Annotated in this window: 12 protein-coding genes and 1 tRNA gene; 12 read left to right on the top strand and 1 reads right to left on the bottom strand. The window is 55.4% G+C overall.

Annotated elements, in window-relative coordinates; all coding sequences use genetic code 11:
• Positions 1-297: 297 nt before the first annotated feature.
• Positions 298-384 (bottom strand) — tRNA-Leu (locus RX972_RS05855).
• Positions 385-609: 225 nt separating this feature from the next.
• On the opposite strand from RX972_RS05855, the gene rnr reads away from it, so the two are divergent.
• The 12 genes from rnr to RX972_RS05915 all read left to right on the top strand — a co-directional run bounded on the left by rnr (position 610) and on the right by RX972_RS05915 (position 14,652).
• The gene (gene rnr, locus RX972_RS05860) at positions 610-3,240 is read left to right on the top strand and encodes a ribonuclease R (protein WP_099267772.1); all 2,631 of its coding nucleotides are present in this window, start codon (positions 610-612) and stop codon (positions 3,238-3,240) included.
• On the top strand, positions 3,237-3,998 hold the full coding sequence (gene rlmB, locus RX972_RS05865) for a 23S rRNA (guanosine(2251)-2'-O)-methyltransferase RlmB (RefSeq protein WP_027900436.1): 762 nt from the start codon (positions 3,237-3,239) through the stop codon (positions 3,996-3,998). Before rnr ends, rlmB begins: the two co-directional genes overlap by 4 nt.
• A gap of 277 nt (positions 3,999-4,275) precedes the next feature.
• The gene (rpsF, locus tag RX972_RS05870) at positions 4,276-4,701 is read left to right on the top strand and encodes a 30S ribosomal protein S6 (protein WP_027900435.1); all 426 of its coding nucleotides are present in this window, start codon (positions 4,276-4,278) and stop codon (positions 4,699-4,701) included.
• A gap of 28 nt (positions 4,702-4,729) precedes the next feature.
• Positions 4,730-4,960 carry a 30S ribosomal protein S18 gene (rpsR, locus tag RX972_RS05875; protein WP_002551829.1) on the top strand — a complete coding sequence of 77 codons (231 nt, stop codon included), beginning with the start codon at positions 4,730-4,732 and terminating at the stop codon, positions 4,958-4,960.
• Between the two features lie 36 nt (positions 4,961-4,996).
• Complete coding sequence (locus RX972_RS05880) at positions 4,997-5,887, top strand: hypothetical protein (RefSeq protein ID WP_027900434.1); 891 nt, start codon at positions 4,997-4,999, stop codon at positions 5,885-5,887.
• 19 nt (positions 5,888-5,906) lie between these two features.
• On the top strand, positions 5,907-6,353 hold the full coding sequence (rplI, locus tag RX972_RS05885; RefSeq protein ID WP_020293665.1) for a 50S ribosomal protein L9: 447 nt from the start codon (positions 5,907-5,909) through the stop codon (positions 6,351-6,353).
• A 141-nt stretch (positions 6,354-6,494) separates the two neighbouring features.
• Positions 6,495-7,889, top strand: a complete 1,395-nt coding sequence (gene dnaB, locus RX972_RS05890) for a replicative DNA helicase (RefSeq protein ID WP_027900433.1) — start codon at positions 6,495-6,497, stop codon at positions 7,887-7,889.
• A gap of 419 nt (positions 7,890-8,308) precedes the next feature.
• Entirely contained in the window at positions 8,309-10,612 is a 2,304-nt protein-coding gene (locus tag RX972_RS05895; protein WP_255885427.1) for a YgiQ family radical SAM protein, read from the top strand.
• 224 nt (positions 10,613-10,836) lie between these two features.
• Positions 10,837-11,757, top strand: coding sequence for an NAD synthetase (locus RX972_RS05900; RefSeq protein ID WP_263270027.1), 921 nt, complete (start codon positions 10,837-10,839; stop codon positions 11,755-11,757).
• Entirely contained in the window at positions 11,754-12,185 is a 432-nt protein-coding gene (locus tag RX972_RS05905; protein ID WP_255878039.1) for a hypothetical protein, read from the top strand. The genes RX972_RS05900 and RX972_RS05905 overlap by 4 nt, the downstream gene beginning before the upstream one ends.
• Before the next feature lie 322 nt (positions 12,186-12,507).
• Complete coding sequence (locus RX972_RS05910) at positions 12,508-14,043, top strand: hypothetical protein (protein ID WP_263270029.1); 1,536 nt, start codon at positions 12,508-12,510, stop codon at positions 14,041-14,043.
• A gap of 165 nt (positions 14,044-14,208) precedes the next feature.
• Positions 14,209-14,652, top strand: coding sequence for a hypothetical protein (locus RX972_RS05915; RefSeq protein ID WP_231677820.1), 444 nt, complete (start codon positions 14,209-14,211; stop codon positions 14,650-14,652).
• Positions 14,653-14,862: the final 210 nt, after the last annotated feature.

Genomic DNA, 14,862 nt, shown 5'->3' on the forward strand with positions numbered 1-14,862 from the left:
AGAAGACTCGAACTTCCACGACCTTGCGGTCACCAGCACCTGAAGCTGGCGTGTCTACCAATTTCACCATCTGGGCAGCATCAGCAGCGTTGCACGCCGTTGATGGAGCGCACTATACGGAGCGGGTTTTGATCTGTAAACCCCTGTTTTGGTTTTAATAAATGGTTTTTCCGCTGAGGCAAACAAAATCGGCAACAGACGCAATAATCAAAAGCACAAAACCTAAACCCTGAAATGCAAAAACCCGCTTTCGCGGGTTTTTGGGAGAGTCATCAGATTTAATCTGCTGCTCTGAATTGGTGCCCAGAAGAAGACTCGAACTTCCACGACCTTGCGGTCACCAGCACCTGAAGCTGGCGTGTCTACCAATTTCACCATCTGGGCAATATCGACAAGCGTCTACCTGTCGATGGCGCGCACTATACGGAGCGCCTTTTGCACTGTAAACCCCCAGTGGTTAAAATATTTGAAAAAATTCGCAGGCGGTGTATTTGAAGGCTTTTTTGCATCCGGTCACGGGTTTTTCAGGCGATGTTCGAGTGTGAAATTTCCCGTTTCAATAGGTGTATGCCAAACTAGCCCCCATATAGACAAGGTGAAAACTATCTAATGGCCGATTGGCAGTCCCTCGATCCCGAGGCCGCTCGTGAAGCGGAAAAATATGAAAACCCTATCCCCAGCCGTGAATTGATTCTGGCTCACCTCTCCGATCGCGGTTCGCCTGCGAGCCGTGAGCAGCTGGTGGAAGAATTTGGCCTGACAACTGAAGATCAGTTCGAAGCCCTGCGCCGCCGTTTGCGAGCAATGGAGCGCGACGCTCAGTTGATCTACACCCGTCGTGGCACCTATGCCCCGGTGGACAAGCTGGACCTGATCCTGGGGCGAATCTCCGGGCATCGTGATGGTTTCGGCTTCCTGGTCCCTGACGATGGCAGCGATGACCTGTTCATGAGTCCGGCCCAGATGCGTCTGGTGTTCGACGGTGACCGTGCTTTAGCGCGCGTTTCCGGTCTGGACCGCCGCGGTCGCCGCGAAGGCGTGATCGTCGAAGTTATTTCCCGCGCCCACGAGTCCGTGGTCGGCCGATACTTCGAAGAGAGCGGCATTGGTTTTGTCATTCCTGACAATCCAAAAATTCAGCAGGAAGTGCTGGTTACTCCCGGTCGCAATAACAACGCGAAGATCGGTCAGTTCGTCGAGGTGAAAATCACCCACTGGCCAACGCCGCGCTTCCAGCCTCAGGGCGATATTGTCGAGGTCGTAGGCAACTACATGGCGCCCGGCATGGAAATCGATGTCGCGCTGCGTACCTACGATATTCCTCACGTCTGGCCAGAGGCCGTGCTTAAAGAAGCCGCCAAACTCAAGCCGGAAGTGGAAGAAAAAGACAAAGAAAATCGCGTCGACCTGCGCCATCTGCCGTTCGTCACCATCGACGGTGAAGATGCTCGCGACTTCGATGACGCTGTTTATTGCGAAGCCAAGCCCGGCAAATTGCGTCTGTTCTCGGGTGGCTGGAAGCTCTACGTCGCTATCGCTGACGTGTCGAGCTACGTGAAGATCGGCTCTGCTCTGGACGCCGAGTCGCAGGTGCGTGGCACCTCGGTTTACTTCCCCGAGCGGGTTGTGCCAATGCTGCCTGAGCAGCTTTCCAACGGCTTGTGCTCGCTGAATCCGCACGTTGATCGTCTGGCCATGGTTTGTGAGATGACCATCTCCAAAACCGGCGAGATGACTGATTACGTGTTCTATGAAGCTGTCATCCACTCCCATGCGCGTCTGACCTACAACAAGGTCAGTACCATGCTGGAACAGCCGAAAAGCAGCGACGCTCGCCAGTTGCGTGGCGAATACCCTGACGTGCTGCCGCACCTGAAGCAGCTTTATGCGCTGTACAAGGTGTTGCTCGGTGCTCGTCATGTGCGTGGCGCTATCGATTTTGAAACACAGGAAACCCGCATCATCTTCGGGACCGAGCGCAAAATCGCTGAAATCCGCCCGACTACGCGTAACGATGCTCACAAGCTGATCGAGGAATGCATGCTGGCTGCTAACGTCGCCACTGCCGAGTTCCTCAAGAAGCACGAAATTCCTGCGCTTTACCGCGTGCACGATGGCCCGCCGCCTGAGCGTCTGGAAAAACTCCGTGCGTTCCTGGGTGAGCTGGGTCTGTCTCTTCACAAAGGCAAGGACGGTCCAACTCCGAAGGATTATCAGGCGTTGCTGGAAACCGTACGTGATCGTCCGGACTATCACCTGATTCAGACCGTCATGCTGCGTTCGTTGAGTCAGGCGGTTTACAGCTCTGACAATAACGGCCACTTCGGTCTGAATTACGAGGCGTATACCCACTTTACCTCGCCGATTCGTCGTTATCCGGACCTGCTGACTCACCGCGCAATCCGCAGTGTGATCCGCTCGAAGCAGGACACCCCGCACGTGCGCCGAGCGGGCGCCGCGGTAATCCCGAAAGCTCGTATCTATCCGTATGACGATGCCATTCTCGAACAGTTGGGCGAACAGTGTTCGATGAACGAGCGCCGCGCCGATGAAGCTACGCGTGACGTGGTCAATTGGCTCAAGTGTGAGTTCATGAAAGACCGCGTAGGCGAATCTTTCCCTGGTGTGATCACCGCTGTGACTGGTTTTGGTCTATTTGTAGAACTGACTGATATCTATGTCGAAGGTCTGGTGCACGTCACTGCTTTGCCGGGCGATTATTATCACTTCGATCCGCTGCATCACCGCCTGGCGGGCGAGCGTACCGGTCGTAGCTTCCGCTTGGGCGATACCGTTGAAGTGCGCGTCATGCGCGTTGATCTGGATGAGCGCAAGATCGACTTCGAGATGGCCGAGAAAACCATCAGCGCCCCAATTGGCCGCAAGCGTCGCGGTGCAGAGCCGCAGCCAGTTGAAAAAGCCGCTGCTTCAGAGCGCGCACCGAGCAAGCGTCCGGCCAAGGCTAAAGCCAAGGCCAGCGCTGAGCCAGAGGCCTACCGGCCTAGTGATGCAGCCGCGAAAAACGCTGAAGTGCGCAAAAGTCGCGAACTGAAACAGGCTCTGTTGGCTGAAGCGAAGGGTGGTAGCAAGGCATCGTCGGGAAAGTCCGGTAAAGCCGGTTCTGCGCCATCATCGGACAGACCTGCTAAACCTAGCAAACACCGTAAAGGCCCGCCGAAAGCGGGTTCTGCTCCAGCCGCGAAAAGCGGCGGGGCGCGCAAGCCTAAGGCCAAGTCATGAGTTCGTTGGAAAAAATCTACGGCGTGCATGCCGTAGAAGCGCTACTGCGTCACCACCCCAAGCGGGTCAAGCAAATCTGGCTGGCCGAGGGTCGTAATGATCCTCGTGTGCAGGTGCTGGTTGCGCTGGCTGGTGAAAATCGCGTGTCGATCGGTCAGGCCGAGCGGCGTGAGATGGACGCATGGGTCGAGGGGGTGCATCAGGGCGTTGTTGCGGAAGTCAGTCCTAGTCAGGTCTGGGGCGAGGCAATGCTCGATGAGTTGCTGGATCGTACCGAAGGCGCGCCGTTGATTCTGGTGCTTGACGGTGTAACCGATCCGCACAACCTCGGCGCATGCCTGCGCACTGCCGATGCTGCCGGAGCGCTGGCGGTGGTCGTGCCCAAAGACAAGTCTGCAACCCTGACGCCAGCAGTGCGTAAAGTGGCTTGCGGCGCGGCTGAAGTGATCCCGTTGGTTGCCGTGACCAACCTCGCGCGAACCCTGGAGAAACTCCAGCAGCGCGGCCTGTGGGTTGTCGGTACTGCGGGGGAGGCTGAGCAGGAGTTGTATCAGCAAGACCTCACGGGCCCGACCATCCTGATCATGGGTGCTGAGGGCAAAGGCATGCGCCGTCTGACGCGTGAGCACTGCGATTACCTGGTGCGCCTGCCGATGGCGGGTAGCGTCAGCAGCCTGAACGTCTCGGTTGCAACCGGCGTTTGCCTGTTTGAAGCGTTGCGTCAGCGCAACGTAAAGGCGGCGGGAACCAAGAAGTAATATCCCCGCAGGAGAGCTGCCGCAGGCTGCGATTGGCCTTCAATCGCGACGAGGGTCCATCGGACCTTCGCAGCCTTTGGCACCTCCTGCGGTGGTTTATGGTAATTGCTCAAATATTCACCAATTGCCTTGCGCCTCTTCATCCCCTTCTCTACAATTGCGCCCCTTGCTGTCACGGCAGGCGCTCATGTGCCTGTCCCTGAGTAAGACTAACAGTGTCATTCACTCCTTGTCTGACCGCTTATTGGCGGCAGGCTACAACCCGTAAGGAGCATTCATGCGTCATTACGAAATCATCTTTTTGGTCCACCCGGATCAAAGCGAGCAAGTCGGCGGCATGGTAGAGCGTTACACCAAGCTGATCGAAGAAGACGGCGGCAAAATCCACCGTCTGGAAGATTGGGGCCGTCGTCAACTGGCTTACGCAATCAACAATGTTCACAAGGCTCACTACGTGATGCTGAACGTTGAGTGCACTGGCAAGGCTCTGGCCGAGCTGGAAGACAACTTCCGCTACAACGATGCAGTGATCCGTAACCTGGTCATCCGTCGTGACGAAGCCGTAACTGGCCAGTCCGAGATGCTCAAGGCTGAAGAAAACCGCAGTGAGCGCCGTGAGCGTCGCGACCGTCCTGAGCACTCCGACAGCGCCGATGGCGTTGATGGTGATGACAGCGACAACAGCGATAACGCTGACGAGTAATCCACGGACCTTTTAAGGAGCCAATCACATGGCACGTTTCTTCCGTCGTCGTAAATTCTGCCGCTTCACCGCTGAAGACGTGAAAGAGATCGATTACAAAGATCTCAACACTCTGAAAGCATACGTATCCGAGACCGGCAAAATCGTTCCAAGCCGTATCACTGGTACCAAAGCACGTTATCAGCGTCAGCTGGCCACCGCTATCAAGCGTGCCCGCTTCCTGGCCCTGCTGGCCTACACCGACAGCCACGGCCGCTGAGACCGGGCAGTCGACAAAGTAGTAAGGATCTAATGCATGCGCGCCTTGGCTGAATTCATCATGCGGGGACGCTTGCAGGCCATGCTGGTTGTGGCCGGATTTGCGGCATTGCCGTTGTTGTACTGTGTGGGTGCCGCTGCAGCTAGCCTTGTGCTACTGCGGCGCGGTTCGGACGCCATTGGCGTCATTGGTGTGGGAGTGCTTTCAGCGTTGGTTTGCTGGTACTTCCAGAAAGATCCCGGTGCACTTTTAGTGTTGCTTGGGGCTTGTGGTCTGTCGCTGGTTTTACGCGCAGGCCACACCTGGAATCGCGCGCTGCTGGTCAGCGTGGTAGTCGGGTTGTTGTGTGCAGTGAGCTTTGGAACGGTTTTCAGTCCCATGGTTGACAGTTTGAGTCAGGAGTTCGAGAAACTCATGCCTCAGGCTTTCGGTGAGGTCTACGAGAAACTCTCGGCCGACCAGCGAGTTACCTTCGCTTCACTGATTCCACCCCTGATCATCGGTTCGATGGCGGTTACGCTTCAGGTTTTCAGTGTGTTGTGCCTGATTCTTGGGCGCTATTGGCAGGCGTTGTTGTACAACCCCGGTGGTTTTGGTCGCGAGTTTCGTCAGATCAGAATCCCGAAAGGACTGGCGTTATCGTTGCTGGCAGCGATGTTTGTAGGGCCGATGCTTGGCGTACAGATGTTGATTTTGTTGCCGTTGTTGAGCATACCGTTGGCCTTCGCCGGGCTAGCCCTGATTCACGGGCTGGTGGCGCAGAAAAAACTGGCCAGTTTCTGGCTGGTGGGGATGTACGTCACGCTGGTGCCATTCATGCACCTGATAGGTCCGTTGCTCGTGGTTATTGCCATTGTCGACAGCCTGATTGATTTTCGCGGTCGTCTGGGATCGAAAGACTCCGATAGCGCGAACGGTGAAGGTTAAAAGTTAAGAGGATTTTCACATGCAACTGATCCTTCTGGAAAAAGTCGCGAACCTGGGCAACCTGGGCGACAAAGTAAATGTTAAGGCCGGTTACGGTCGTAACTACCTGCTGCCTTACGGCAAAGCTACCGCTGCGACCGCTGCTAACATTGCTGCGTTCGAAGAGCGTCGTGCCGAGCTGGAAAAACTGGCTGCAGACAAAAAAGCTTCTGCCGAAACTCGCGCTGCCCAACTGGCTGAGCTGGAAGTGACTATCACTGCCACTGCTGGTGACGAAGGCAAGCTGTTCGGTTCGATCGGCACCCACGACATCGCTGATGCACTGACCGCCTCTGGCGTTGAAGTTGCAAAAAGCGAAGTTCGTCTGCCGAACGGCACCATCCGTAACGTTGGCGAATTCGACGTAGCCGTGCACCTGCACAGCGACGTAGAAGCAACCGTTCGCGTTGTTGTGGTGGCTGCTTAAGCAGTACGTAATCGTCTGGCGACTTGCTCGCTAGAGGATTAACATCGGGCACGATCCTGTTTACAGGTCGTGCCCTTTGTCTTTCTGTACCCTTGGTTTTTACAAAACCTGATTTTTCACAACCCCTGATTCTGAGTGGTCATGAACGATATCTCCGCCCCTGAGCAATATGATCTGCAAACCGCCGCGCTGAAGGTGCCGCCGCATTCCATCGAGGCCGAACAGGCCGTACTCGGTGGTCTGATGCTGGACAACAACGCCTGGGAGCGCGTGCTCGATCAGGTGTCGGATGGCGATTTCTATCGACATGACCACCGTTTGATTTTTCGCGCCATCGCCCGTCTGGCTGACCAGAACCAGCCCATCGACGTGGTCACGCTGGCCGAGCAGCTGGAAAAAGAAGGCCAGACCTCGCAGGTTGGCGGGCTGGGTTACCTCAGCGAACTGGCGAAAAACATTCCGTCGGTTGCCAACATCAAGGCCTATGCGCAAATCGTCCGTGAACGGGCGACGCTGCGTCAACTGATCGGCATCAGCACGGAAATCGCCGACAGCGCGTTCAATCCGGAAGGGCGCAACGCTGCTGAGATCCTCGACGAAGCCGAGCGGCAGATTTTCCAGATTGCCGAAGCGCGTCCGAAGACCGGTGGCCCGGTTAGCGTGACCGACCTGTTGACCAAGGCCATCGACCGTATCGATACCCTGTTCAACACTGACAACGCGATTACCGGCCTGTCTACCGGTTATACCGACCTGGATGAGAAGACCAGCGGCCTGCAACCGTCCGACTTGATCATCGTCGCCGGTCGTCCGTCCATGGGTAAAACCACTTTCGCCATGAACCTGGTGGAAAACGCCGTTTTACGCAGCGACAAAGCGGTGCTGGTTTACTCGCTTGAGATGCCAGGTGAATCGCTGATCATGCGTATGCTGTCTTCGCTGGGTCGCATCGACCAGACCAAGGTCCGTGCCGGTCGCCTGGAAGACGACGATTGGCCACGCCTGACGTCGGCGGTCAATCTGCTCAACGAGCGCAAGCTGTTCATCGACGATACGGCCGGTATCAGTCCGTCGGAAATGCGCGCCCGGACACGGCGTCTGGTGCGTGAACACGGCGACATTGCCCTGATCATGATCGACTACCTGCAGTTGATGCAGATCCCCGGTTCAGGTGGTGATAACCGGACCAACGAGATTTCCGAGATTTCCCGCTCGTTGAAAGCCCTCGCCAAGGAATTCAACTGCCCGGTGGTTGCCCTTTCGCAGCTCAACCGATCTTTGGAGCAACGTCCGAACAAGCGCCCGATCAACTCCGACTTGCGGGAATCCGGAGCGATCGAGCAGGATGCTGACGTGATCATGTTTGTTTACCGGGACGAGGTGTATCACCCGGAAACCGAGCACAAGGGCATCGCTGAAATCATCATCGGCAAGCAGCGTAACGGGCCTATTGGTACCACCCGGCTTGCGTTCATCGGCAAGTACACCCGCTTTGAAAACCTCGCACCGGGCAGTTATAACTTCGACGACGAATAACATGCGGTGACTGTTTTACGTGGTAGCGGTGCATCTCAAGCTTATGCAAAACCTGTGGGACCGAATTTATTCGGGAAAGGGCCGGCAGTATTCAATACTTCTGTCGCCTGACAAGACGCATTCGCGAATGAATTCGCTCCCATCGGGATCACCTTTGCAGGCCAACATAGAATCTCCCACAGATAACCGTCTCAGGGCGGTCGCAAATCCCTGTGGGAGCCGGGCTTGCCCGCGATACTGGCGACTCGGTTTCATGGCCATACCGCGTCATCGTTCATCGCGAGCAAGCTCAGCTCCCACAGGTACTGGGCAGTACCGCCATCAGTAACTCAATTCCGACCATTGCCGTCGGACTTGATCAAAATTTGTGCTATATTCCGCGCCCGCGATTTTTCCAACGTGCAAACGTAGGTTCCAACATGCAAGCAGCCAAGCCGTTATTTGACTATCCGAAGTACTGGGCCGAATGTTTCGGGCCTGCGCCTTTCCTGCCCATGAGCCGGGAAGAAATGGATCAGCTTGGCTGGGATTCCTGCGACATCATCATCGTGACCGGTGATGCGTACGTCGATCACCCGTCGTTTGGCATGGCAATCATCGGCCGGCTGCTGGAGTCTCAGGGCTTCCGCGTCGGGATTATTGCCCAGCCGAACTGGCAGTCCAAAGACGATTTCATGAAGCTCGGCGAGCCGAACCTGTTCTTCGGTGTCGCTGCAGGCAACATGGACTCGATGATCAACCGCTACACCGCGGACAAGAAAATCCGTTCCGACGATGCCTACACACCAGGTGGCATGGCGGGCAAGCGTCCGGACCGCGCCAGCCTGGTTTATAGCCAGCGTTGCAAGGAAGCCTACAAGCACGTGCCTATCGTGCTGGGTGGCATCGAAGCCTCGCTGCGCCGCATCGCCCATTACGATTACTGGCAGGACAAGGTCCGCAACTCGATCCTCATCGACGCCGCCGCCGACATTCTCCTGTACGGCAACGCCGAGCGCGCCATTGTCGAAGTGGCTCAGCGTCTGTCCTACGGCCACAAAATCGAAGACATTACCGATGTGCGCGGCACGGCGTTCATCCGCCGTGACACGCCTAAAGACTGGTACGAAGTCGACTCCACCCGCATCGACCGTCCGGGCAAGATCGACAAGATCATCAACCCGTATGTGAATACCCAGGACACTCAGGCCTGCGCCATCGAGCAGGAAAAAGGTCCGGTTGAAGATCCGAACGAAGCCAAGGTCGTGCAGATCCTGGCCAGCCCGCGCATGACCCGTGACAAAACGGTCATCCGTTTGCCTTCTGTGGAAAAAGTGCGTGCCGATGCGGTTCTCTACGCCCACGCCAACCGCGTACTGCACCTGGAAACAAACCCGGGTAATGCCCGTGCGCTGGTTCAGAAGCACGGCGAAGTCGATGTCTGGTTCAACCCGCCACCGATTCCCATGACCACTGAAGAGATGGACTACGTGTTCGGCATGCCCTACGCACGTATTCCGCATCCTGCGTACGGCAAGGAAAAGATTCCGGCCTACGACATGATCCGTTTCTCCGTAAACATCATGCGTGGCTGTTTCGGTGGCTGTACTTTCTGCTCGATCACCGAGCACGAGGGCCGGATCATTCAGAACCGTTCTGAAGAGTCGATCATTCGCGAGATCGAAGAGATTCGTGACAAGGTGCCAGGTTTCACCGGGGTGATTTCCGACCTCGGCGGCCCGACTGCGAACATGTACCGCATTGCCTGCAAGAGCCCGGAAATCGAATCCGCGTGCCGCAAGCCGTCCTGCGTGTTCCCAGGCATCTGCCCCAACCTGAACACCGATCACTCTTCGTTGATTCAGCTGTATCGCAGCGCTCGTGCGTTGCCGGGCGTGAAGAAAATTCTGATTGCTTCCGGCTTGCGCTATGACCTCGCGGTCGAGTCGCCGGAGTACGTTAAAGAGCTGGTGACTCACCATGTGGGTGGTTACCTGAAGATCGCCCCGGAACACACCGAGGAAGGTCCGCTCAACCAGATGATGAAACCGGGCATTGGCAGCTATGACAAGTTCAAGCGCATGTTCGAGAAGTATTCTAAGGAAGCGGGCAAAGAGCAGTACCTGATTCCGTACTTCATCGCGGCCCACCCAGGCACTACCGATGAAGACATGATGAACCTGGCGTTGTGGCTCAAGGGCAACGGTTTCCGCGCGGATCAGGTGCAGGCGTTCTATCCATCGCCGATGGCCACTGCGACTGCCATGTACCACTCGGGCAAAAACCCGCTGCGCAAGGTCACCTACAAGAGCGATGCAGTGACCATCGTGAAAAGCGAAGAGCAACGCCGTCTGCACAAGGCGTTCCTGCGCTATCACGACCCGAAAGGCTGGCCAATGCTGCGTGAGGCACTGACCCGTATGGGCCGCGCCGACCTTATTGGTTCGGGCAAGGATCAACTGATCCCGCTGCATCAGCCAACTACCGACAGCTACCAGAGTGCCCGACGTAAAAACTCGACACCCGCTGGCAGCCACAAGGTCGCCAAGGAAACCACGCGGATCCTCACCCAGCACACCGGCTTGCCACCTCGGGGCAGCGATGGCAGCAAACCCTGGGACAAACGCGAGCAAGCCAAGGCCGCCGCCGAGGCGCGCAACAGGCAGGCCGCTAAAGAACGTATGGATGCTGCGAAAGGCAAAGGCCCCAAGCCGCCCAAGCGTAAGCCGGTTGTTCCGCGCTGATCTTCAGTTGAACTTGCCAAACGCCAGCTTCGTGCTGGCGTTTGGCTGTCTGGCGGTTGTGTAGCCTGCGTTCAAGGTGTTACCTATCAGCAGTTGCAGAAAGATATCCATCTGGCCCGCTAAAAGCTGGAGCGATACAGTCTGAAGAGTGCCCGCATAGTTGTTCACGATTTTGCGAACTGATCGTGTACGTATCAAAGGTTTCACTTCAAGGAAGAGTAAGTATGAGTAGCCTCCCTCTGGGCTTCGGCATGGACTCCAATCGTGCTCAGTTCATGGCGCGCCAGCGTGTCGAAAGCCAGATAAACCTGCCGCGGCTGTTTGCCGCCATCGATGCCGACCCCGGTGTTGTTGGTGCTGGTGTGGTGTACATCGATGCCGACTTCAATATCCTGACATTGCGTGAGTTCAAACCCATCTGCAGTATCAAGCCCAAGCGCATCATTTTGCGCGAGGCTCAGAAGTACATAGCGCCATCTCAATTCGCCGAGCAAGTGGTCAGTAATCCCCGGGAGTCCAGGCTGATTGGCGAGGCGGTAAACACCGGTCTCTCGTGCTTGGGTGCGATCCTCAGTTGGGCGGCCATTGCCAGTGGAACAATTCTGGTGCCCTTCAGTGCTGGCGCTAGCTCCGCCGTCGTTGTGATTGGATACGCGGCGGCGGGCGCAAGTGGGCTCCAGTGTGTCAATGGAATTACCCGAACAGCGCTCGAAATCGCCAAGCCGGAGGTAAATGATTGGCTCAACAGTGAGGCGTGGTATCAGAACGCATCAATACTTCTCGACGCCACATCGCTGGTTGGTGTGGGTACTTCGGCTCTTACGACGGTAAGGCTCATCACCGCTGCCAAAGCATCTACCGGCAAGAGTCTGCGTGAGATCCTTCGCGGGTTGAACCGCCAGGAACGGGCAAGGCTCACCAAAGAACTGCTGAGCATTAATGATCCTCGATTAACTGCCAAGATGCTCGCGCTCAAGCAGATGTCCGGGGAGCTGGCCAAACGCTTTACCCCTACTCAGCTCAAGCACAGCACAATCACCCAGATTAAAGACGTCTTGGGAGCCGCGGTAGGATTCACAGGAAGCGCATATTCAGGGAATGTCAAAACCATCGCGGTGGGGCTGTACGAGGAAATGGCCGAATGAGTCAGTTAATGACGCTGCGCGATTTTTTCAGGCATTACTTTTTGACGTTCATCGCCGGGATCTTCGCCGCTTACTTTTCGTTGGCTTTCGCCACTGCGCTTGCCTTCGTAACTTACTTTTCCGACAAGCCCATTGCAGATGGCTCTGGCAAGGGGATCATGTTCACTGGGGCTGCGCTAACGCTAGTGACCGTCCACAGTAACTTCATGATTCTGCGGGGGCGGCCGTCCTGGGTACGGGTGATGATAGGCATCCACGTTATGTGCGTACTGTTTGTGCTCCCGATGATTCAATACAGTCCTCACAAAGTCATTTATGCGCTGGCGCTGATATCCCCCATGCTTGGCCTGCTTATAATCAATAGTCGGGCTCAGCGAGAGATGCGTACAAAGCTCGTGGAAATTCGGGCCATTCGTGAGTCCGCTTAATCAGCCCGCTAGTCTCCGTGAGCGTCCGTGCAAGCATTTCCTGTACTGAAGGGAATGGTCTGATAAGGCGCAATCTGTCTGTTTTTTGCGGTATGAGCTTGTTTCTAACGCGGATAAAGGGCGCCGACTCGTGCTGGAGACTGACTGTCGCGCTGGTTTTCCTCCAAATAACAACCCGTCTGCCGCGCACTGAAATCAAATCAAGACTATTCCCACGCGACGACGCAGTTGGTCCTACATCCAGTAGGGCGGCCTGAGCCTATCCTCGGTTTCTTCAACAGAAGCGCTAGCGTTGCTAGCCGCCTAAGTCAGGGAGATCGCGGTGCTCATTATCAATAACAATTCAGTGAGAGCTCAGGGTTTCATCTCAACTCTGGACAGCAGGCCCTCAGCCACAGCAAACATAGTTGCTGACGAGGTGACCGATCAGGCTAGCACCGGTAGCTCGGTTTCAGTCCTCGCTCGTCAGATTAGCGCGGCTGCTTCGCGTGCCCAGGCCAGGGATGCCTCGCTCGACCCGCAGGCACTTGGGCAAAAGGCGTCGCAATTGCTCGACGAGCTATTGGGCGGTACTCATCAAGTTAAGCAAGCCAATACGTTTGCCAACCCTTTTCAAGGTATGCCCCGAGATCAGTTGGCTTTGATTGCGTATGACGAAGGTGGTGATTTTCCCTTCGCAGAGCGTGCGGCGGCCCTGCAAGAGTCCTCCAGTCTGGAACAGCGCTGGCGGCAGAATGCGACCCAGCACGCGCTGCTTGAGTACGACACCACCGGGAAAATGACCGGCTTTTTTAATGAAGCGCTCTCTCATTTCAAGTCACTGGCACCCATTGAGCAAAGCCAGTATCCGGTTGGTTATGCCGTCGATTTGCAGCAGAAGATTGAGCTCTATTCGGGCAGCAAGATGTCGCTAAGCGTAATGGACGCAGCGAACCCTCTGGAGGTGATTCAACAATCACTTCCCGAGCTGGCCTTTACTCAAGCATTGAGGTTGAGCGAGCAGCCGAAAGTTGTTCCCCCGTCTCAAGTTGATGTAGCTGCTACTCAAGCAAATAAGGTGGGCCGCCAGTTAATGGTGGAGCGCTTGTTCGGAGTGCGCGAGCCCGCCATCGCGGATGCGTCCAAAGGTTTAAAATTTGGGGACCTCGCCCGTAACGAATGTGAGTACCTCACGAAAGAAGATCGCGGGCTGCTTTCTGATATCTATGCTTATGCTCAAGGTGAAGATGTTGATATGGAATATGTTGATGGGGTCGCTCGTTCTCTTGGGCATTATCGGATGTATGGGCATTTCAAGTCGGATTTTAACAAGTGCAATTACGATCTCCAGGGTTGGAAGTTGACGGTTGCTTTTCCAGAAGAAGATGCAGTTGTCGCGTCGCGTATATTGAATGGCGCCGCTATAAATAGCACACGGCTCGATCCGGATTTTTTACGATATGCGCTGACTCCAGCCTCTGGCGCGTTGGTGAACTTGGGTTATTTTGAATTCATGGAACATGTCGTGACGAAGTTCTCTGATGAATCTAATACAGCAGCTCCTGTGGAGAGCACGTTCTCTAGCTATGTGCCCAGGTCAGGGGAGGGGTACTACGTAATGACGACCTCCAGTACGGTCAGGATGGCGAATTTCGTTCAATATGTCGTCAGTGAGGGGGGAGTTTTGCGTCTGACAGAGAAAGGTCGAGCACTGAGGGGGGATTCGGGGGAGGGGGACGATAAAACAGTTCGACCCCATCTGGAGCTTGTGAGGACCAGGGCGGGGCTGGAGATATTACGCGAATGGCCCGGCAATGATCTTCACCCAAGAGAGCCGGGTTGGCTTGGCAGTCTATGGGATCGGCTTGGCGAAATGTAGGGCTCGCACCGATCCTCGGCTTACAACGGCGCGAATCACTTGGTCGCGCCGTATTGAGCGCAGCGATGCCTCTGATTGGTCTTTTATTTAATATATATGTATGTCGCGCGGCCTGGACTGTTGAGTAAGCTTGGGGTATTAAGCACCACACTCAAGGAATGACTCGTGAAGAAAATTATAGCAATCACACTTTTGACTTTGTCAGCCAATACGTTCGCAGCAGAGGATGTCATTACAAAGTCTAAAGTGCCTGACCGGATTGTGGTCGCCAAAGCTGGCGTTGGTCTGTCCCAGTTTACGATGATGACTATGGATTTTCCCAGAAGTCAACGTTATTTACCGAAACGCTTGGAGAGCATAAATTGGACTAGTACCTACTATCCGAATAATACAGGTGAGAGCGTTCAGATATGTTATACCCGGCCAGGAAGAGCTGGTTACGACCAGTGCGAAGAAATTTCCAAGAACTCTTCAGGCTCGATTGAGGCTTTTAATCACCATAGTTTTGACAGATTTGCGAGAATTACTATTAAGCATTTGGTGAGTGGCGGACAAAACCAGGGAACTCCCGCTGGTGAAGATTCAATAGCTGTTCACTACAGCTACTAAGAGTCTACTCACGCGAATTTCTAACTCACGCTACAGTTTAATATCCTCACTGTTTCTCCGCCGGCTCCCAGTGGCAGCGAATTCATTCACAAAGCACCACGTCAGACGTAACTGATTTCAGTAGTCCCGCTGTCGTAAATGAATTCGCCGCCACAGCTGATCACAATCTGCTCAGCCCCCTCGACTGTCCGCCAGCTCGTTCACAAATTT

Source organism: Pseudomonas syringae group sp. J309-1, assembly GCF_032582135.1.
In the GTDB taxonomy this organism is placed as follows: Bacteria; Pseudomonadota; Gammaproteobacteria; order Pseudomonadales; family Pseudomonadaceae; genus Aquipseudomonas; species Aquipseudomonas quasicaspiana.

Coding starts and splice junctions, on each gene's coding strand:
- rnr (WP_099267772.1), top strand. CDS start 610: ATGGCCGATTGGCAGTCCCTCGATCCCGAGGCCGCTCGTGAAGCGGAA.
- rlmB (WP_027900436.1), top strand. CDS start 3,237: ATGAGTTCGTTGGAAAAAATCTACGGCGTGCATGCCGTAGAAGCGCTA.
- RX972_RS05905 (WP_255878039.1), top strand. CDS start 11,754: ATGAGTCAGTTAATGACGCTGCGCGATTTTTTCAGGCATTACTTTTTG.
- rpsF (WP_027900435.1), top strand. CDS start 4,276: ATGCGTCATTACGAAATCATCTTTTTGGTCCACCCGGATCAAAGCGAG.
- RX972_RS05895 (WP_255885427.1), top strand. CDS start 8,309: ATGCAAGCAGCCAAGCCGTTATTTGACTATCCGAAGTACTGGGCCGAA.
- RX972_RS05880 (WP_027900434.1), top strand. CDS start 4,997: ATGCGCGCCTTGGCTGAATTCATCATGCGGGGACGCTTGCAGGCCATG.
- rpsR (WP_002551829.1), top strand. CDS start 4,730: ATGGCACGTTTCTTCCGTCGTCGTAAATTCTGCCGCTTCACCGCTGAA.
- dnaB (WP_027900433.1), top strand. CDS start 6,495: ATGAACGATATCTCCGCCCCTGAGCAATATGATCTGCAAACCGCCGCG.
- RX972_RS05900 (WP_263270027.1), top strand. CDS start 10,837: ATGAGTAGCCTCCCTCTGGGCTTCGGCATGGACTCCAATCGTGCTCAG.
- rplI (WP_020293665.1), top strand. CDS start 5,907: ATGCAACTGATCCTTCTGGAAAAAGTCGCGAACCTGGGCAACCTGGGC.